8 protein-coding genes and 1 pseudogene are annotated in these 19,997 nt (G+C 73.1%); 2 read left to right on the top strand and 7 right to left on the bottom strand.

Going from position 1 to position 19,997, the window contains the following annotated elements:
• Positions 1-9: 9 nt before the first annotated feature.
• The 5 genes from ACFXHB_RS28515 to pulA all read right to left on the bottom strand — a co-directional run bounded on the left by ACFXHB_RS28515 (position 10) and on the right by pulA (position 12,930).
• Entirely contained in the window at positions 10-1,758 is a 1,749-nt protein-coding gene (locus ACFXHB_RS28515; RefSeq protein ID WP_380577531.1) for a carbohydrate-binding module family 20 domain-containing protein, read from the bottom strand.
• Between the two features lie 796 nt (positions 1,759-2,554).
• The gene (locus tag ACFXHB_RS28510; protein ID WP_380577530.1) at positions 2,555-2,893 is read right to left on the bottom strand and encodes a P-II family nitrogen regulator; all 339 of its coding nucleotides are present in this window, start codon (positions 2,891-2,893) and stop codon (positions 2,555-2,557) included.
• Positions 2,890-4,212, bottom strand: a complete 1,323-nt coding sequence (locus ACFXHB_RS28505) for an ammonium transporter (protein WP_380577528.1) — start codon at positions 4,210-4,212, stop codon at positions 2,890-2,892. Before ACFXHB_RS28505 ends, ACFXHB_RS28510 begins: the two co-directional genes overlap by 4 nt.
• Before the next feature lie 311 nt (positions 4,213-4,523).
• Positions 4,524-6,860 carry a M4 family metallopeptidase gene (locus ACFXHB_RS28500; RefSeq protein ID WP_380577527.1) on the bottom strand — a complete coding sequence of 779 codons (2,337 nt, stop codon included), beginning with the start codon at positions 6,858-6,860 and terminating at the stop codon, positions 4,524-4,526.
• A gap of 559 nt (positions 6,861-7,419) precedes the next feature.
• Complete coding sequence (pulA, locus tag ACFXHB_RS28495) at positions 7,420-12,930, bottom strand: pullulanase-type alpha-1,6-glucosidase (protein WP_380577526.1); 5,511 nt, start codon at positions 12,928-12,930, stop codon at positions 7,420-7,422.
• Between the two features lie 322 nt (positions 12,931-13,252).
• Here pulA and ACFXHB_RS28490 point away from each other — a divergent pair.
• A pseudogene (locus tag ACFXHB_RS28490) lies at positions 13,253-14,143 on the top strand (phosphatase PAP2 family protein); the annotation flags it as partial.
• A 169-nt stretch (positions 14,144-14,312) separates the two neighbouring features.
• Here the strand turns inward: ACFXHB_RS28490 and ACFXHB_RS28485 are convergent.
• Complete coding sequence (locus ACFXHB_RS28485) at positions 14,313-17,336, bottom strand: bifunctional [glutamine synthetase] adenylyltransferase/[glutamine synthetase]-adenylyl-L-tyrosine phosphorylase (protein ID WP_380577525.1); 3,024 nt, start codon at positions 17,334-17,336, stop codon at positions 14,313-14,315.
• 230 nt (positions 17,337-17,566) lie between these two features.
• Here ACFXHB_RS28485 and ACFXHB_RS28480 point away from each other — a divergent pair, with 230 nt between their 5' ends.
• Entirely contained in the window at positions 17,567-18,730 is a 1,164-nt protein-coding gene (locus ACFXHB_RS28480) for an acyltransferase family protein (protein WP_380577524.1), read from the top strand.
• Here ACFXHB_RS28480 and ACFXHB_RS28475 read toward each other — a convergent pair.
• The gene (locus ACFXHB_RS28475) at positions 18,697-19,902 is read right to left on the bottom strand and encodes a hypothetical protein (RefSeq protein WP_380577523.1); all 1,206 of its coding nucleotides are present in this window, start codon (positions 19,900-19,902) and stop codon (positions 18,697-18,699) included. The two genes, ACFXHB_RS28480 and ACFXHB_RS28475, sit on opposite strands and share 34 nt — an antisense overlap.
• Positions 19,903-19,997: the final 95 nt, after the last annotated feature.

Below are 19,997 nucleotides of genomic sequence, written 5' to 3'. Positions count from 1 at the left end.
GGCAGTGGCTCAGGCCCGCCAGGTGTCGTTCAGTACCACACCGCCCGACGTCGGCACCGCGGCCGTCCGGTTGGCCCCGGACTCCCAGGTCACCGCCCCGGAGGCGTCCTTGCGGACGTACTTGTACGCGAACGCCGTCCCGGCCGGCATCGCCACGTCGAGCTTCCAGACCGGGTACGCGGCCGAGGAGAGCGGCAGCGCCTTCGCGGTGTCCCAGGCGCCGAGCGCGGCCGTGTCGCCGACCACGAAGACGTTCTGCCCGTAGACGGTGGTCGCGTTGACCGCGAAGGACGCGCCGCCGGTCACCGGCGTGCCGCCGCCGGAGCCGCCGGGAGCGCCCACGTACAGCGCCACCGCGTCGCCCGCGCCGACGGTGGCGGTGAAGCGGCCGTCGGACCCGACGGTGTAGGAGGGGCCGGTGCAGCCGCCCGACGCCGGGTCGCCGTGCTGGACGTCGCAGTAAGAGCCGGCCGGCAGCGAGGTCTGGAAGGTCTGGGTGACCGGGCCCGACTCGCGGTTGATCGCCACGAAGCCCTTGCCCCCGCGCCCGAAGGCGATCGCGTTGTTGCCGTTGGACCACCAGTTGGTGATCCCGGTCCCCGCCACCGCGTTGCGGAAGCCCACCATGTTGGCGACCTGGCGCCAGGCGTGGGTGCAGTTCCAGCCGTCGCTGTAGCAGGCGTTGACGGTGCCGCCGTTCGGCGGGCCGTCGTCGTGCCCGGAGAAGGCGTAACCGGAGTACACGTTGGGCGAGCCGTAGGGGTTGGCCAGCAGGAAGACGTTGGCCAGGGTGTAGGCGGAGCCGTCCCTGTAGGTCAGCGTCGAGCCGTTGCGCTCGGTGTCCCAGTTGTCGACGAAGGTGCGGGCCTTGTCGCTCGGCAGCAGCCCGGAGCCCCAGTTGCCGAGGTCGGCGATCCGACCGCCCTGGAAGGCGCTCTTCAGCCAGGTGCCCGAGCGGAACTCGTCGACGTCGCCGGTCCCGGTGTACTCGGTGGGCTGGATCGGCTCGCCCGCGCCGTAGATGACCTCCTGCACCCAGTAGGCGTTGGGGTTGGCGGTCTTCGCCTTGATCGCGGCGAGGTCGGCGGCGGCGATGTGCTTGGCGGCGTCGATGCGGTAGCCGTCGACGCCGAGCGAGGCCAGGTCGTTCAGGTAGCCGGCGATGGTCTGCTGGACGTAGCCGCTGCCGGTGTTCAGGTCCGAGAGGTTGACCAGCTCGCAGTTCTGCACGTTCGAGCGGTCAGCGTAGTTGCTGATCGCGGTGCGGCAGGAGTGGAAGTCCTGGTCCTGGTAGTACCCGGGGTACGTGTACTTGGTGTAGTTCGTACCGCCGGTGCCGGTGCCGGAGCCGGCGGACATGTGGTTGATCACCGAGTCGGCGATCACCTTGACGCCCGCCGCGTGACAGGTGTCGATCATGCTCTTGAAGGACGCCCGGTCGCCGAGGCGCCCGGCTATCCGGTAGCTCACCGGCTGGTAGGACGTCCACCACTGGCTGCCCTGGATGTGCTCCTGGGGCGGCGAGACCTCGACGAAGCCGTAGCCCTTCGGTCCGAGGGTGTCGGTGCAGGCCTTGGCGACGGAGTCGAAGCGCCACTCGAAGAGCGTGGCCGTGACGTCCTTGCCGTTGCCCGGCGGGGCGGCCTGGGCGGTGGGGGCGGTGCCGAAGGCCGCGGCGAGCGAGAGCGCGAGCGCCGCCGAGGCGGTGAGCGCGCCCGCCGTCCGGGCAGGCCGGCGGGTGGGGGCGGTGGTGACCACGTTGTCTCCTGGGGGCTGGGGTGGGGCAGCCTGGGGTACCGCTCGTGAAAGATTGCTGAAACTTGCTGGAAACTTGCAGCGCTGAACCTAGGGTCGCGACGAGGACCCGTCAAGGCCTTGGGAGCAACGTTTCCGCAGCCCCGGGAAGCTCGTGCACGACGCTTCCGCGCGCCACCACGCGAACCGTGGTGGCGGCGCAGAACAGCGGGGCGGACGCCGGCCGGCGGGCGAGGGCCGGCGGAGCAGGACAACCGGCGGAGGACGACAGCCGGCGAGCGGCGCGCGCGGGGGCGCCATGAACAGGGCGGGCGACTTCGGGGGACGCGACTTCGGGGGACGCGACTTCGGGGTGCGCGACTTCGGGGTGCGCGGCCGACCGGGCCGGACGGCCGTTCCGGGGCGACCGGCCGATGTACGGGCGGCGGGCACCGAAGCCGGGGCCGAGGACCCGGGCCGCACACTCGCCACGATGCTCCCGGTCCGGGGCCGGCTCCGGACCGGGAAGGAGGACCCTCGCCGGACGGCTACGCCCGCGCGGTGCCGCCGCGCCACGACGGCGACGGGAACGGCCTCGGCAGGGTGCCGCTACGGGGTTCGGCCGAGGTGCCCGACCCGGCCTCGCAGGCCACCGCGCCGCCCCGGCGCAACCACGGCGGGACGGACGCCGAGCCCCGGCTCAGCCCGCGCCCGGCCGGGCCGCGCCGCCGTTCGCGCCCGGGCGGTGGCAGCGGACCGCGCGACGCCCGGACCGCGCGGCACCGGAACGGCGCGACGCCCGCCCCGCACCATGCCCGAACTACACCGCGTCCGGCCCGCGTTCGCCGGTCCGGACCCGGACGACGGTCTCCACCGGCACCGCCCAGACCTTGCCGTCGCCGATCTTGCCGGTCCGGGCGGCCCGGACGATCTCCTCCATCACCTGCTCGGCATCGGCGTCCTCGACCACCACCTCGATCCGGGCCTTGGGGACCAGGTCGATCCGGTACTCGGCCCCCCGGTAGACCTCGGTGTGACCGTGCTGGCGCCCGTACCCACTGGCCTCGGTGACGGTCAGTCCGTGCACACCGATGGCCTGCAGGGCGTTCTTGACCTCGTCCAGCTTGAACGGCTTGACGATCGCGGTGATCAGCTTCATGCGGAGGGGGTCCTGTCGGACGAGTGCGTGAGCACGGTGGTGGCGTGGGCGGTCGTGCCGTGGCCCAGGACGCCGTGATCGTACGCGGTCTCGGCGTGCACGGCGAGGTCCAGGCCGGTGAGTTCGTGTTCCTCGGTGGCGCGGAAGCCCATCACCCGGTCGATCACCCGCCCGATCCCGTACGTCATGGCGAAGGCGTAGGCGGCGACGGCGGCCACCGCGACGAGCTGCTTGCCGAGCTGGCCGAGGCCACCGCCGTGCAGCAGCCCGGTCGGACCGCCGGTCATCACGGCGCTCGCGAAGAGGCCGATCAGCGCGGTGCCGATCACCCCGGCCACGAAGTGCACCCCCACCACGTCGAGCGAGTCGTCGAAGCCGAAGCGGAACTTCCAGCCGACCGCGTACGAGCAGACCATCCCCGCCGCCAGCCCGATCACCAGTGCGCCGAGCAGGTCGACGCTCCCGCAGGAGGGGGTGATGGCGACCAGGCCGGCCACCGCCCCGGAGGCGGCGCCCAGCGTGGTGGCGTGGCCGTCCCGGCGCTTCTCGACCAGCAGCCAGCCCAGCAGCCCGGTGCAGCCGGCCGCCTGGGTGTTGAGCAGCACGGACGCGGCCAGGCCGTTGGCGCCCAGCGCCGAGCCCGCGTTGAAGCCGAACCAGCCGAACCAGAGCAGGCCCGCGCCGAGCAGCACCAGGGGCAGGCTGTGCGGGCGCATCGCCTCCTTGCGGAAGCCGATCCGGGGCCCGAGCAGCAGCGCCAGGGCCAGTCCACTGGCCCCGGAGTTGACCTCGACCACGGTACCGCCGGCGAAGTCGAGCGCACCGAGCCTGGCCAGGATCCAGCCGCCGGGCGCGAACACCCAGTGCGCCACCGGGACGTAGACCAGGAGCGTCCAGACGGCGGTGAAGGCGACCCAGGAGCCGAACCGCGCGCGGTCGGCGATGGCGCCGCTGATCAGGGCGGCGGTGATGATCGCGAAGGTCAGCTGGAAGGTGGCGAACAGCACGGTGGGGACGTGACCGGTGAGCGAGGAGGGGGTGATCCCGGCCATCCCGAGGTGGTCCGGCCCGCCGATCAGGCCCCACCCGCCGACGTCCGGGCCGAACGCGAGCGAGTAGCCGGCCAGCAGCCAGACCACGGTGACCACGGCGATGGACACGAAGCTCATCATGATCATGTTGAGCACGCTCTTGGTACGGACCATGCCGCCGTAGAAGAGCGCCAGGCCGGGGGTCATCAGCAGGACGAGGGCGGTACTGGCCAGCAGCCAGGCGGTGTCACCGGTGTCGAGGCCGGGCGACGGGTCAGCCAGGAACATAGGGGGTGCCTTCCCACGGGCCCGCGCGAGGGGAGGGCGCGGGTCGGTTGGGAGAGTGTCGCGAGGACGGATTTCTGGTTGCGGACGGACACGTTTCGCCCGTGTTTCGTGTTGCCCGGCGGTTGCCCCGCGGTTGCCGACCGGTTTCCGGAACCTCACGCCCCCGTGAGCGCCGGCCGGGCCGGAACGCGCCGGACCGCACCGCACCGGGCACCGCAGGCCGACCCGGGCAGACGGACGCGGGGTCCGGCAGCCGTGGCTGCCGGACCCCGCTCCCTGTCCTACTTGGTTCTACCGACCGCCGGGGCGGGTCAGCTGGTGGCGATCGAGGTGTCGTCGATCACGAAGCTCGTCTGCAGCGAGGCGTCCTCGGTGCCGGCGAACTTCAGGGTGACCGTCTGGCCCGCGTAGGACGAGAGGTCGAAGGTGCGCAGCTGGTAGCCGGCCGCGGCGTCCACGTTGGAGTAGGTCTTCAGCGCGGTGCCGTTGACGGTGACCACCAGCTTGTCGTACACCGTGGAGCCGGACTCCGCGGTGTCGATGTGCAGGTAGAAGCTGAGCGAGGCCTTGCAGCCGGCCGGGATGGTCACCGTCTGCGAGAGGTTGTCCGAGTGGGCGGAGCCGTAGCCGTTCAGCCACGACTTCCACGAACCGCCGTGCGCGGCCTGCGAGGCGCTGTTGTCGACGACCCCGCTGGAGGCGGTCCACGGCGCGGCGGTGCCGGTCTCGAAGCCGGCGTTGCCGAGCAGCTGCGCCGGGGTGCAGGTGCTGCTGCTGTCGCTGACGGTCCAGGTGAAGCTCGCGGTGCCGGTCTTGTTGGCCGCGTCCTTCGCCGTGACGGTCACGGTGGAGGTGCCGATCGTGGTCGGGGTGCCGGTGATCAGGCCGGAGGAGGCGTTGATCGACAGGCCGGCGGGCAGGCCGGTGGCCGAGTAGGTGAGCGGGGCGGTGCCGCCGCTGGCCTTGATGCTCAGGCTGACCGCGGTGCCGACCTTGGTGCTCTGGTTGCCCGGGCTGGTGACGGTGACGCCGCCCGGGTTGTTGGGCAGGGTGCCGACGTTGACGGCCGCCCAGGCGGTGCCGACCGCGAGCAGCTCGGGGCTGCCGGCGCCGTACAGGTCGGTGGCCGCCTTCTCCGTCGCGGTGCGCGCCGCGGCGTAGTTGGTGGTCGAGGTCATGTACGAGGTCAGCGCCTTGTACCAGATCTGCAGCGCCTTGTCCCGGGTGATGCCGGTGACGGTGATGTTGTTGACCGTCGGGCTGTTGTAGCTGACGCCGTTGATGACCTTGGCGCCGCTGCCCTCGGCCAGCAGGTAGAAGAAGTGGTTGGCGACACCGGACGAGTAGTGCACGTCCAGGTTGCCGACGCCCGAGTACCAGGAGTCGGCCGAGCCGCCGTCCTTGGAGGGCTTGTCCATGTAGCGCAGCGGCGTGCCGTTGCCGTTGATGTCGATCAGCTCGCCGACCAGGTAGTCCGGGTTGTCGGCGGGCAGGTTGGCGTAGAACTCGACGGCGTTGCCGAAGATGTCCGAGGTGGCCTCGTTGAGGCCGCCGGACTCGCCCGAGTAGTTCAGGTTGGCGGTGGCGGAGGTGACGCCGTGGCTCATCTCGTGGCCGGCCACGTCGAGCTCGGTCAGCGGGTGGGTGTTGCCCGACCCGTCGCCGTAGGTCATGCAGAAGCAGGTGTCGTCCCAGAAGGCGTTGACGTAGCCGCTGTCGTAGTGGACGCGGCTGAACGCGCCGACACCGTCGTTGCGGATGCCGCTGCGGCCGAAGGTGTTCTTGTAGAAGTCCCAGGTGGCGGCGGCGCCGTACTGGGCGTCGACGGCCGCGGACTCCTTGTTGCTGGCCTGGCCGTTGCCCCAGGTGTCGCTCGTCTTGCTGAACAGCGTGCCGTTGCCGGTCGTGCCGTTGTTCATGTTGGTCGTGTACTGGCCCCCGCGGGTGCCGTCCTTGAGCTGGTAGTTCGACCCGCTCTGGGTGGTGGTCAGCGGCACGTTGCCGACGAACACGCCCTGGCCGGTGCCGGTCTTGATGCCCTCGGCCTGGCTGAGGACGGCGCCGGTCTTGGCGTCGGTGACGACGTGCAGCCGGCTCGGGGTGCCGTCCGACTCCTTGCCGGAGACGACGGTCTCCCAGGCGAGCTTCGGGGTGCCGTCGGCGGCCCAGACGACCAGCCGCGGGGCGGTGTCGAGGGCGGAGCCGGCCTCGGCGGCGAGCGCGGTCTCCTGCGCCTTCGGCGCGGCCAGCGCGGGCGTGGTGTTCACGCCGGTCAGCACGGCCTCGCTGGCCTTGGTCACACCCTGGGTGGCGCCGGTGGCGTCCTGGTGGACGATCAGGTCGCCGCCGAGCACCGGGAGTCCGGCGTAGGTGCGCTCGTAGCGCAGGTGGCGGGCGCCGTTGGCGTCCTGGACGACGTCCTTGGTGACCAGCTTCTCCTCGCTGCCGAGGCCGAGGACCTGGGCGAGGGTGCTGGTCTGCTGGGTCGCGGAGGCGATCAGCTGGGCCCGGCTCGCCTGCTGGGCGGCGACGGCGGACGGCGCGTCCGGAGTGGCGGCCTGCGCGATGACGGGGATACCGGTCACCAGCAGCGCGGTGGTGGCGGCCATGACAACCGCTGCCTTCCGAGCCTGGGTGTAACGCGACATGCGGACTCCTTTTCCGACCGACGCGGGGTGCGCGTGCGGTGGAGAGAACCTGGCCGCGGGGTTGCGGCGCAGTGGGGGCCCCCGCCGCCGGGTGCGCGGCGCGGGTGCGGTTGCGGAGCAAGGTGCCGAACAGTTGCTGACAGGAAGAGGCGCTGTACCTGACCTGGGACAGCCGCACCGGGGGGTGGGGCCCCCTCGTCTGCAGCCGGGGGAATCGTGGCAGCAAACGAGCCGTTAATGACAGATGCATGCCACGGATTGGCCGATTAGCTACCGGGACCGTTCATCCGTCGGACCGCCGTCCGTGTTACGGGCGTGGGAACTACCGACGACGGTTTTCATTCCCGCCGCAAAGGTTCGATCACCTCCGGCGGGCACTGACCAGCGCTCAGGGCCCGCTCGGCGTCGGCGTGGTGGACCGCGTCGCCGAACGGATCGGGCACCCCACCTTTCCGGCCGTGCCGGAGGCGGTTTTCGGCCACCGCTCGCCGGGCACCGGCGGGAAGTACCACGGCCCCGCGCCACCCGAAGGCGACGCGGGGCCGTGCGAGACGATCCGTCAGCCCTGGACGAACACCGCCACGGTGCGGCCCGGCACGGTGAAGGTACCGGTCCCGGCGGCGAAGCCGGCCTGCCTGACCACCGGGTCGGCCCCGCCCGCCTGCACCGGGTGCAGCGCCTGCGCCGTCCCCCGCAGGGCGGCCACGGTCTGGCTCTGCGCGGTGGGCGTGGCGTTGAACACCACCGTGATGCCCTTCTCCGCACCCGCCAGCCCGGTCCCGTCCAGATGAAGGGTGATCACCCCGGGCGTCTCGCCGGCCGTACCGGAGAGCGGGTAGGAGAGCCGCTGCTGGACGGCGGCCAGGGTGGGCAGCGAGAACAGCGGCGAGCCCTGCTTGATCCGCAGGAACTGCTGGTACTGCGCGGCGGTCGCCCGGATGTCGGCCTCGCCCACCACCAGTCGCGGATCGGCCAGCAGGGACTTGGCGGCCGGCCACATCTCCTTGTTGTCGGCCGCCATCGGCACCCCGCGGCCCCAGCCGTTGCCCCGCGAAGGGTCCCACTGGACGGCGTTGAACCAGTCGCCCGAGTCGTAGGAGTTGGCGTCCAGTGACTTGGAACGCAGCAGGTCGCTGCCGGCCTGGACGAAGCCCGGCCCCTGGGTGAGCGCGGTCAGCGAGAGCGCGAGCGCCTGCATCCGGGCCCGGTCGGCGGGCGCGGTGGCGGTGGGCAGCTTGTACGCGAGCGCGTCGAACAGGTCGGCGTTGTCGTGCGCGTCCACGTACTCCACCGACTCGCCGGGCCGGGCCGCGTACCCGGTCGGGGCGCCGTTGTAGTCGACGCCCGCGCCGGTGACGGCCCGGCCCGAGCTGTCGGTGAAGGAGTAGCCGGCCAGATTGCCGGTGAGCGCCACCTTCACCTGGTCCATCTGCTGGAGCAGCCGGGCCTTCTGCTCCGCCGGACCGCCGTTGGCGGGCGAGCCGTTGGGGTCGGTGAACAGACCCGAGGCGAAGCCCTGCCGCGGCGCCGAGGAGAGCTGGAAGTTGCCGCCGCGCGCCGCGTCCCGGACCCGGTCGTCGAAGGTGGCGATGCCGGTGCCGGCCATGTTCAGCTGGGTGGCCTGCTCGAACCTGGCGTCGTTCGCGACGACGCCGAAGTTCCAGCCCTCGCCGTAGAGGAAGACGTTCTCGCCGTCGACCCCGTCCGAGTCCGGCGTCATCCGCCGCAGCGCCGCCCGCACGTCCAGCATGGTGGACTTGGGGTCCAGCCCCATCAGGTCGAAGCGGAACCCGTCCACCTTGTACTCACGGGCCCAGGTGGTCACCGAGTCCACCACCAGGCGGTTCATCATGGCGTGCTCGGGCGCGGTGTCGGCGCAGCAACTGTCCGTCGTCACCTTGCCGTTGGCGTCCAGCCGCTGGTAGTAGCCGGGGACGATCCGGTCCAGTACCGAGTGCTCGGCCTGACCGGAGGCGGCGGTGTGGTTGTAGACCACGTCCAGCACCACGCGCAGCCCGGCCGCGTGGATCGCCTGCACCATCTGCCGGAACTGCACCGTGCGGGCGGTGCCCTCCGGGTCGGTGGCGTACGAGCCCTCCGGCACGTTGTAGTGCAGCGGGTCGTAGCCCCAGTTGTAGGCGTCCTCGGCGGCCACGGCCGCCACGCACTCCTGCTGCTTCTCGCTGTCCGCCGCCAGGGCCTCCAGGTCGCAGGCGGGCAGCTTCTGCTCGGCCCGGTTCTCCCGGATGGTGGCGATGTCGAAGGTGGGCAGCAGGTGCACGGTGGTCACCCCGGCCCCGGCCAGCTCGCGCAGGTGCCGCATGCCCGCCGACCGCGACTCGGTGAAGGCCAGGTAGGTGCCGCGCTCGGCGACCGGCACGGTGGTGTCCTCGATCGAGAAGTCCCGGACGTGCAGCTCCTGGATCTGCTGCCGCGCGGGCGGGACGGCCTTCGGGACGGCGTGGTTGTCCCAGCCGGCGGGCTTGAGCTCCTTGGCGGCGAGGTCGGCGACCAGGCCGCGCCCGGAGTCGGTGGAGAGCGCCACCGCGTACGGGTCGGTGACGGCGTTGACCACCGTCCGCTGGACGGACGGCGCCCAGACCTTCACCTGGTACAGGTAATACTTGCCGTCCAACTCGGCCTTGTCCCGGACGAGTTCCCAGACCCCGGTCTCGTCGTCCAGCTTCAGCGGCACGGTCTTCGGGGTGCCGCCGGTCGGACCGTCGAAGATCTGGACGGACACCTCCCGCGCGGTCGGTGCCCAGACCGACAGCGCCACCTTGCCGTGGTAGTAGGCCGGCCCGAAGTCCACCCGGCCGGTACGGCCCGCGTACAGGTCGTCCAGCACGCCCGGGATCTGCACCCCGGTGGCGGCCGAGGCCGCGCCGCTCGGCAGGTGCTCGGTGAAGAGCAGTTGGCTGCGGAGCGCGTCGGGCACCCGGGCGGCGTCGCGGGCGTCCACGGTGAAGGCCCGGTAGCCCGCCAGGTGCGGGTACTTCGCCTTCTGCGCGGCGGTCGGGCCGCCGGGGACGGGGGTCAGCCGGATCCACTGTCCGGGCTTGGAGAGCACGCCCTTGTCGGCGCGGATGCCGCCCTCGGGGTCGTACACCAGCTGGGCACTGGTGCCACCGGCCAGGGCGGCGTCGTCCGCGCCGTAGCCGGCCGGCACCACCACCGTCCGGGCGTCGATCCACTGGGCCTTGGCGGTGCCGAGGTCCACCTGGGCGGAGGCGGCGGCGTTCTGCGGCAGCAGGTGGCCCGGCCGGCCGCCGAGGATCCAGACCTCACGGCCGACGGCGGCGAGGTCCAGCGACTGGTCGTCGGGCAGGTCCTTGTCGTTGCCCCGGTGCAGGATGTAGCTGAGGCTGGTCGCGCCGGGTGCCAGCGGCACCTCGAAGACGGCGCCGAAGGCGTCGCGGCGGGCCGGCAGCAGCGGGTTGCCCCAGTCGGTCGGGGTGGCGGCGCCGGTCCAGTCGTGCAGACCCCAGCCGTCGTAGTTCCCGTCGGCCCGGTTGTAGTGGATGACGGCGGTGTTCGCGGGCTGGGTGTTCACCGGCCCGGGGTTGGTCGTCCGGACGGCCGGGTCGCCCTCCGTGAGCCAGATCTCGCCGGTCGCGCCGACGTCGAGGTGGCGGTCCGCGTCCACGTCCTTGACGCCGTCCTTCTCGACGACGAAGCCGACGTCCGAGGCGCCCTCCCTCAGCTTCACGTAGGCGAAGGCGCCGTACGCGTCCCGGCCGGTGAAGCCGTGCCCGGCCGGCCAGGTGGTGGCCTCGCCGTCCGCGAGGTCGCCCCAGGCGTAGAGGTTCCAGCCGTCGTAGTCGCCGTTCCGGCGCTGGTAGTGCACGACGGCGTACGGGCGGGCGGTGGCGCTGGGCGCCGGCACGGGGGCCGGCGCGCCGGTGGTGAAGGCGCCGGTGACCGAGCGCAGGTGGCCGCCGGAGTCCTGGACGACGGCCTTGTAGCGGACCACCGTGCCGGGCCGCACACCGCTCAGGTCCTGGGTGACCCGGTACGTCCCGTTGTCGGCGGTGCCGAGGGTCCGCCAGGGCGCGTCGCCGATCTGCGCGGCGAAGGTGACCCGGTCGAAGCCCCCGCCGTCGACGTCCGCGCCGACGGTGACGGTGCCGGTGGAGCCGTCGGCCGGGGTCCGCAGCGCGAGCCGGGGCGCGGCCGCGACGGGCGCGAGCTTCCCGGCGGCCTTGAACACCACCGAGGAGAACGCGGGGACGGTGACGGTGACCCTGCGGTCCGCGCCGCCGGTCAGCCGCTCCCCGGCCGCCGGGTAGATCCGGTCGAAGCCCTGGCCGGCCGAGAAAGTGTCCAGGGTGACGGTCTTCGCCCCGGCCGCGTTGTTGACCGCGACCAGGTACTCGACCTGCTGCCCGGCGTCGATCCGGGAGAAGGCGTACACGCCCGCGCCGTCGGCGGCGTACCGCTCGATCTGGGCGCCGTCGGCGAGGGCCGGGTGGTCGCGGCGCAGCGCGGCCAGGGCGGCGATGCCCCGGTAGAGCCCGCCGCCCTCGCCGTAGCGGTCGGCGGAGCCGGCGGTGCCGCCGAGCACCCGGTCGCTGTTGTAGGAGGGCGTCCGCGAGGCGAAGAGGTCCTGGCGGGCGTCCTTGTCGCCGCCCGCGCCGGTGAACCCCTGCTCGTCGCCGTAGTAGACGACCGGCTGGCCCCGGGTGAGGAACTGCAGTTCGGTGCCGAGCCGGTCCTTCTTCAGCAGGGTGGCCTCGTCGGCGCCCGGGTTGTCGCCGACCAGGAAGGACCCGAAGCGTCCCATGTCGTGGTTGCCGAGGAAGGTCGGCAGCTCGTAGGCGTCGGTGTCGGCGGTGGTGTAGCGGTAGTCCTGCCCGTACACGTCGGCCAGGCCGCGCGCCGAGCCGCCCTGGGAGACGTAGGAGCGGGCGGCGTTCTGGAACGGGAAGTCCAGCGTGGCCTGGAGCCGGCCCTTGGTGACGTACGGCGAGGTGACGGCCGGGTCCCCGGAGTAGACCTCGCCGAACATGAAGAACCTCTTGTTGCCCTGCTTGGCGGCGAAGTCCTTGAGCGCGGGCGCCCACTGCTGCCAGAAGGCCATGTTGACGTGCTTGACGGTGTCGATCCGGAAGCCGTCCACCCCGGCGTCCTCGACCCACTGCCGGTAGACCTTCTCGAAGCCCTTCACCACCGCGGGGTTCTGGGTGTCGAGGTCGTCCAGGCCGGAGAAGTCGCCCTCGGTGGCCGACTCGCCGACGAAGGTCGAGTCGCCCCGGTTGTGGTAGAGCGCGGGGTCGTTGAGCCAGGCCGGGGTCTTGGCCCCGGCGTCGGCCTGATTGCGGAAGACCGGGCTGTAGGGGAAGGAGTCCTTGGTCAGCCTCGGCCAGGCGGCGCCGGCGTCTGCGACGGCGGTCTCGTCCACCGGCCTGCCGTCGGCGTCCAGCACCGGGTAGGCGCCGGTGGAGCGGTAGCCGTACTGCCGCTGCCCGTAGTCGACGACATCGGCGGTGTGGTTGGTGATGACGTCGAAGAAGACCTTGATGCCCCGGGCGTGCGCCTTGGCTATCAGCTCCTTGAGCTGCTCGTTGGTGCCGAAGTGCGGGTCGACCCGGGTGAAGTCGGTGATCCAGTAGCCGTGGTAGCCGGCGCTGGCGTTGTCACCCGTGCCCTGGACGGGCTTGTTCACGAAGATCGGCGCCATCCAGATCGCGGTGGTGCCGAGGTCCTGGATGTAGTCGAGCCGCTGGATCAGGCCCGCGAGGTCGCCCCCGTGGTAGAAGCCCTTGTCGGCCGGGTCGAGGCCGTGGTCCAGCCGGCTGCCGGTGATGCCGCCGGTGTCGTTGCCCCGGTCGCCGTTGGCGAAGCGGTCCGGCAGGACGAAGTAGAACTGCTCGCGGGTGAGGTCGTGCCGGCCGGCGGTGGCGGCCAGCGCGGCGTCGGAGGGCGGGCCGGGCGGGGCCGCGGCGAGGGCCGCGGGCGCCGCGGTGCCGAGGGTGGCGGCGGTCAGCGCGGCGGCGAGCAGCACGGCCGTGCGGCCGGGGCCGCGGGTCGGGGTGGTGCTCCGCCGGTGGTGGAGCGGGACATCGGCCACGGAGGGCTCCCTTGCGGGGGAAGGGGTGTCGAGTGGGCAGGACGCTAGCGGTCTGCAATCCGTTTCAGCAAGATGCAGAAACGGTTTCGGTCCGGGAAACCCGCAAGCCCCCGCGGGCCGCCGTCCACCCCCCGATTGCGCCACCCGATACCTCCGGCGTGACAATGGGACGTATGTCCGTCCCGCCGGTTCGTACCAGACCCCACCGCACCCCCTACCCCGGTGGGATCCGTCCCCTAGCCCTCAAGGGGGACAGCCGGTGAAGAATCCACTTCCGGAGGATGAGCAGACGGCTACGGGACGTCTGGCAGACTTCTCGTCCATGGGGGAACCGACCGAGATCCAGCAGACGGACGCCGAGCGCGCCCGAGCGGCGCACGGTGGCGGTTCCGTGGCGGGCCCGGCCGGCTCCGGCCGGATGCCCGACGGAGCCACCCGTGTCGCCCAGTCCCGCGCGGCCGCGCTGCGCGGCCGCGTCCGTGACCAGCGCCGTTCGCCGGCCCGGCCGCGGATCTGGTTCGAGCTGGCGCTGATCGGGATCAGCTACTGGGTCTACTCCCTCGTCCGCAACGCCGTCCCCGAGCAGGAGGCGACGGCCCAGAGGCACGCGGGCTGGATCTGGGACTTCGAGCACAGCCTCGGCGTCGCCGTCGAGCGCTCGGTGAACCACGCGGTCGACAGCGTGACGTGGCTGATCGTCGGGATGAACTACTACTACGCGACGCTGCACTTCATCGTGACCATCGGCGTCCTGGTCTGGCTCTACCGCCGGCACCCCGGCCGCTACGTGGCGGCCCGCACGGTGCTGTTCGTCACCACCGGCATCGCCCTGGTCGGGTTCTACTTCTTCCCGCTGGCCCCGCCCCGGCTGATGACGGACGGCGGCTTCATCGACACCCTGAAGATCCACAACACCTGGGGTTCGATGGCCTCCGGGCCGGCCACGCACGTCTCCAACCAGTACGCGGCGATGCCCTCGATGCACATCGGCTGGTCGCTCTGGTGCGGTCTGACCCTCTTCTTCCTGGCCCGCGCCACCTGGGTGCGCGTGCTCGGCCTGCTCTACCCGGTGGCCACCCTGGTGGTGATCGTCTCGACCGCCAACCACTTCTGGATGGACGCGGTCGGCGGCGTCGCCTGCCTCGCGGTCGGCTTCGTCGCGGCCCGGCTGATCTACCACGTGTGGGTCTACCGCCTGCCGAGGATCCCGGCCCGGGAGACGACGGAGGAGCCGATCACCGTCCCCGAGCAGTGGAGCGCGCCCGCGGTGGGCGCCGTACCCGTGGCCGGGGGCCTTCGCCGTGTCCGCCTCCGGGGCGCCTTCGCCGTGTCCGCCTCCCGAAGGTCCGGGCGGCCCTCGCCGTCCCCGGAGGGGGCGGGGCTCACCCGTAGAACAGGCGCTCCACCACCGCCCGGGCCCGCCGGGTGGTGCGCCGGTAGTCGTCGACCAGCTCGCCGCTGCGCCCGGCCCCGTAGCCGAGGTAGCGGGCCACCCCGGCCAGCTCCCGGGCGTCCCCGGGGAAGCTGTCCCCGGGCCGGCCGCGCACCAGCATCACCGCGGAGCGCACCCGGGAGGCCAGCACCCAGGCGGCGTTCAGCACCGCCGCGTCCTCCGCCCCGACCAGCCCGGCCTCGGCGGCGGCCGCCAGCGCCGGCCTGGTCCGGGTGGTGCGCAGCGCCGGCAGTTCGTGCCCGTGCTGGAGCTGGAGCAGCTGGACGGTCCACTCCACGTCGGCCAGCCCACCCCGGCCGATCTTGGTGTGGGTGGTGGGGTCGGCGCCGCGCGGCAGCCGCTCGGCCTCGATCCGGGCCTTGATCCGGCGGATCTCCACCACATCCCGTTCGGGCACCCCGGCGCCCGGGTAGCGCAGCGGGTCGATCAGCTGCCGGAACCGCTCCCCCAGCCCCGCGTCCCCCGCCACGGGCTCCGCGCGCAGCAGTGCCTGGCTCTCCCAGGCGTGCGACCAGCGCCGGTAGTACGCCGCGTACGAGGCGAGGGTGCGCACCAGCGGTCCGTTGCGGCCCTCGGGGCGCAGATCGGCGTCGACCACCAGCGGCGGCTCGGTGGACGGCCCGGAGAGCAGGGTGCGCAGTTCGTGGCAGACGGCCTGGGCGGCGCGGGCCGCGTCCTGCTCCAGCGAGCCGAGCAGCGGCTCGTGGACGAAGAGCACGTCCGCGTCGGAGCCGTAGCCGAGCTCGCGCCCGCCGAACCGGCCCATCGCGATCACCGCGATCCGGGTCGGCAGCTCCCCGTGCCGGGCCTCCCAGGCGGCGGTGCAGGCGCGCAGCGCGCCCTGCAGGGTGGCCGCGTTGAGCGCGGTGAGCGCCTCGCCCGCGGCGTCCAGCGCCTCGGCCGGGTCGTCGCCGAGCCGCCCGAGGACATCGGCGGCGGCGGTCCGGAACAGCTCCCGGCGCCGCACCGACCGGGCAGCGGCGACGGCCGCCGGGGCCGAGTCGGCCCGGCCGACGGCGGCCAGTATCTCCTGCTCCAGGGCGGGCCGGCCGCGTGGCGTCAGGCCCTGCGGGTCGCCCAGCATGGCGACCGCCTCGGGGGCGCGCAGCAGCAGGTCGGGAGCGAGCCGGCCGGCCGAGAGGACCCGGGCCAGTTGCTCGGCGGCGGCGCTCTCGTCGCGCAGCAGCCGCAGGTACCAGGGGGTGCGGCCGAGCGCGTCGGAGACCTGGCGGAAGTTGAGCAGCCCGGCGTCCGGGTCGGCGGAGTCGGCGAACCAGCCGAGCAGCACCGGCAGCAGGGTCCGCTGGATGGCGGCCTTGCGGCTGACGCCGGAGGCCAGCGCGGCCAGGTGGCGCAGCGCGGCGGCCGGGTCCGCGTACCCGAGGGCCTCCAGCCGGGCCCGGGCGCGGTCCGGGGTCAGCCCGGTCGCGCCGGTCGGCAGCTCGGCGACCGCGTCCAGCAGCGGCCGGTAGAACAGCTTCTCGTGCAGCCGGCGGACCTCGACGGCGTGCCGCTTCCACTCCCGCTGGAGGGCGGCGACCGGGTCGGCCCGGGTGTCGTCGTTGATCAGCGGGGCGAGCGAGCGGGCCAGCCGGCGCTGGTCCTCCTCACCGGTGGGCATCAGATGGGTGCGGCGCAGCCGGTGCAGCTGGATCCGGTGCTCCAGCGAGCGCAGGAAACGGTAGGCGGTGTTCAGCGAGACGGCGTCGGCCCGGCCCACGTAGCCGCCCTGGGAGAGCGCGGCGAGCGCCTCCAGGGTGTTGCCGCTGCGCAGCGACGGGTCGGTGCGCCCGTGCACCAGCTGGAGCAGCTGGACGGAGAACTCGACGTCGCGCAGGCCGCCCGGGCCCAGTTTGAGCTGGCGGTCCAGCTCGGTGACGGGGATGGAGTCGATCACCCGGCGGCGCATCTGCTGCACGTCGGTGACGAAGTTGTCCCGGGCGGCGGCCTGCCAGACCATCGGTTCGAGCGCCGCCAGGTAGGCGGCGCCGAGCTCGGCGTCACCGGCGACCGGGCGGGCCTTGAGGAGGGCCTGGAACTCCCAGGTCTTGGCCCAGCGCTGGTAGTAGGCCCGGTGGCTGGCCAGCGTGCGGACCAGCGGGCCGTTGCGGCCCTCGGGCCGCAGGTTGGCGTCCACCGGCCAGATGGTGCCCTCGCCGGTGGTGTCGGCGCAGAGCCGGGTGAGCGCGGCGGCCAGCCGGGTGGCGGCCTTGAGCGCCTCGTGCTCGTCGACGCCGTCCTGCGGCTCGGCGACGAAGATGACGTCCACGTCGGAGACGTAGTTGAGCTCCCGGCCACCGCACTTGCCCATGCCGATGACGGCGAGGCGACAGGCCCCGGCGGCCTCCGGATCCTCCTCGGCGGCGATGTCCAGGGCGGTCTGCAGGGTGGCGCCGGCGAGGTCGGCCAGCTCGGCGGCGGTCTGCGCCAGGTCGGTGGTGCCGGTGAGGTCGCGGGCGGCGATGGCCAGCAGGCAGCGGCGGTAGGAGACCCGCAGCGCGTCCGCCCGGTTGCCGGCGGGGTCCGCTGCCAAGCCCTCGCGCAGCGCGCGCCGGAAGTCGTCCGGGCCGGGGTGCATGTCGCGCAGCTCGAAGGTGACCAGGGCGTGCCAGTCGTGCGGGTGCCGGGCCAGGTGCTCGGCGAGCGCGGTGGACGCGCCGAGCACACCGAGCAGCCGGTCGCGCAGCGGCTTGGAGGTGGTGAGGGTGTCGCGCAGGGTGTGGCGCTCGGTCTCGTCGGCGCCCTCCAGCAGCCGGGCCAGGCCGAGCAGGGCGAGATCCGGGTCGGCGGTGGCGCCGAGCGCGTCCAGCAGCACCGGGTCGTCGGCCAGTCCCTCCAGGCCCGGTCCGGCGAGCAGCCGGACGGCCTGCGCCGGATCGGTGAACCCGCGCCGGACCAGCCTGATCTCCGGCCGGCTCACCCGGCTCCCGGCCCGCTGCTCCTCCACCGTCATCGCCCCTCCGGCTCCGGCCCGCGCGAGCCGTGACCGACCGGTCCGACCCGCCTCCAGCAGGGTACGCGGCCGGGCTCCGCCCCGCGCACCCCGGCGCGACGGCGCGACCGTGCCGGGGCGTGTCCCGGGTCGGCCCCGACTCGTTGGACCGGCGCCGGGCCCGACCGACCGCCCCGGCCCGCCCCGGCCCGACCGAATGCCCCGACCCGACCCCACCCGCGGAGCGCCCGATGCCCACCCGACTGCCCTCGCTCACCGGGCTGCGGTTCTGGGCCGCGCTGCTGGTGGTGCTCTACCACCTCGCCCGCAAGGTGGGCGAGGTACCGCTGCTGGGCCCGCTCGCCTGGTACGGCCGCAGCGGCGTGACGTTCTTCTTCGTGCTCTCCGGCTTCGTCCTGGCCTGGACGTACGACGGCGTGCCGACCACCGTACGGCGCTTCGCCCGCCGCCGGTTCGCCCGGATCTGGCCCCTGCACGCGCTCAGCACGGCGCTCTCGCTCGGCGCGGACGCCCTGACCGGCGCGGCGCTGCCGCTGGCGGCGGCGCTCTGGTCGCTGCCACTGGTGCACCCCTGGGCGCGGGAGACGGTGTTCGGCGGCAACCCGGCCTCCTGGTCGCTCGGCGCGGAGGCCTGGTTCTACCTGCTCTTCCCGTTCCTGCTGCGCGCGCTGGCCCCGCGCCGCCGGCTCTGGGCGCCGCTCGCCGCGGTGGCCGCGGCCCTCGGCCCGGCGCTCTGGGCGGCGGGCGCCCTGCTCCCGGACGACCCGGCGGTGCGCGGCTGGCTGCTGGACTACCTGCCGTTGACCCGTACCCCGCAGTTCGTCCTCGGCGTGGTCACCGGGCTGGCCGTCCGGCACGGCCGGCTGCCCCGCGTCCCGCTCGCCGCCGCCACCACGGCGGTGGCCGGCTGGCACCTGCTGCTGGTGCCGTGGCACGCGGCCGCGGCGGACTCCGTCTGGTGGGGCCCGTACAGCGCGTCCCAGCTGGTCCCGGCACCGCTGTTCGCCGCGCTGCTGGTGGCCGCCGCGCAGCGCGACCGCGCGACCTCCGGCGGGCCGCGCCTGCTGGCCGGGCGAACGGCGGTGCGGCTCGGCGAGTGGTCCTACGCCTGGTACCTGGTGCACGAGATCGGCATCCGCTGCTGGCTCCGGGTGGCCGGCCGGCCGGAGCCCGGGGCGGCCACGGCGGCGGTTTGGCTGCTGCTGGCCGGTGCGAGCCTGCTGGCGGCCGGCGCGCTGTACCGCTGGGTCGAGCGGCCCTGCGAGCGGGCGCTGCGCGGGCGTGCCGCGCACACGACGGCGCCGCCGCCGCTCCACCCGGCGCGGGTGGTGCGGCAGCGGCGCCGTGCGGTGACGCCGGGTCAGCCCTCCAGCGAGCCGTCCAGGTTCACGTAGGCGTAGAAGACGCCCAGGTCGTAGCCGTCCTTGTCGGTGTCGAACTTGATGGAGATGTCGGTGTCCCCGTTGCGCAGGTAGGGCGAGATGTCCCACCGGTTGGAGTCGTAGCCGAAGTTGTTGCGGTTGTACGGGTTCCGGGTGAACTGGTCGGCCGGGGTCAGCTCCTCGATGGTGGAGTTGAACGAGTCGTTGACCGCGTGGTTGACGTCCTGGAAGGGCGTCAGCGGGCCGTTGGTGGACTTCATCGCGAGGGTGTCGCCGGTCCACTTCAGGTCGCCGTCGTAGACCACGAAGCCGAGCTTGCCGGCGACCGGCCCGGTGGCCGGGGTCTGCAGCCCGGTCAGGTCGAACTCGCGCGGCGGGCTGTCCGGCAGCTCGACCTGGAAGCCGTCCCACAGGTGGATGTGGCGCAGCGGCTTGCACGCGTTCTCGTACGCCACCACGATCGTCCAGCCGCCCCAGCTGTGCGGCTTGACCACGGAGTCCATGTTGGCCGCGGTGTAGGTGCCGTTGCCGTGCTTCTTGACCAGCTCGGTGATGTCGGCGGAGGCCTGGTAGCTGCTCTCCTCGGTGGTGGTGATGTAGCCGATCGACGGCTGGTCGTTGGCGATGTTGGTGTACTGGTTGTCGCCCGGGAGCTTCAGGTAGATCTCGTCGATCTGGCTCTCCGGCAGCACGGTGTCGCCGATGCCCCGGGTGCCTCCCCAGTACAGCCGCGCGTACTTGATCTCGGAGCCCTCCAGCAGGCCGAGGTCGGCGGAGCTGGCGGAGTAGATCGGGTCGCCGAGCGGGCCGATGGAACCGGGGTCGATGTTGATGTACTTCATCTGGTAGTTGTTGTTGATCGGGCGGCTGCCCGCCCCGGTGCGGGCGTCCACGCAGGGGGGCTGCGCCGGGTCGACCGGCGGCTGGGTCTCGTCACAGGTCATCAGCGAGTTGCTGATCCGGGTGACCGAGCCGTGGAAGTTGCCCTCGAAGCGGGTCTTGAAGGGCAGCGGGTTCTGGGAGATGGTGTCGGCGCGGAGCTCGGGCTGCTTGGGGCCGGAGCCGCGGGCGTCGGCGACCGGCGAGGCCAGGGCCGCGACGGCGGCGAAGGCCGCCCCCGCGACGCCGATCCGGCGGGCGAGCAGGCGGGTGGCGGCGGCGCGGCTGACGGTGGAGGAGGGCATGGGGTCCTAATCCGTGTGTAGGGATTCCGGCCTGGCCCCGGCGGGGGCGGCTGGTCTTGCTGATGGACGGGTTCGTGGTGACCCGCGGGTGCCGG

Source organism: Kitasatospora sp. NPDC059327, assembly GCF_042752535.1.
In the GTDB taxonomy this organism is placed as follows: domain Bacteria; phylum Actinomycetota; class Actinomycetes; order Streptomycetales; family Streptomycetaceae; genus Kitasatospora.
The sequence above is the reverse complement of the archived record's forward strand: the minus strand, read 5'-3'. Positions and strand labels throughout refer to the sequence as shown.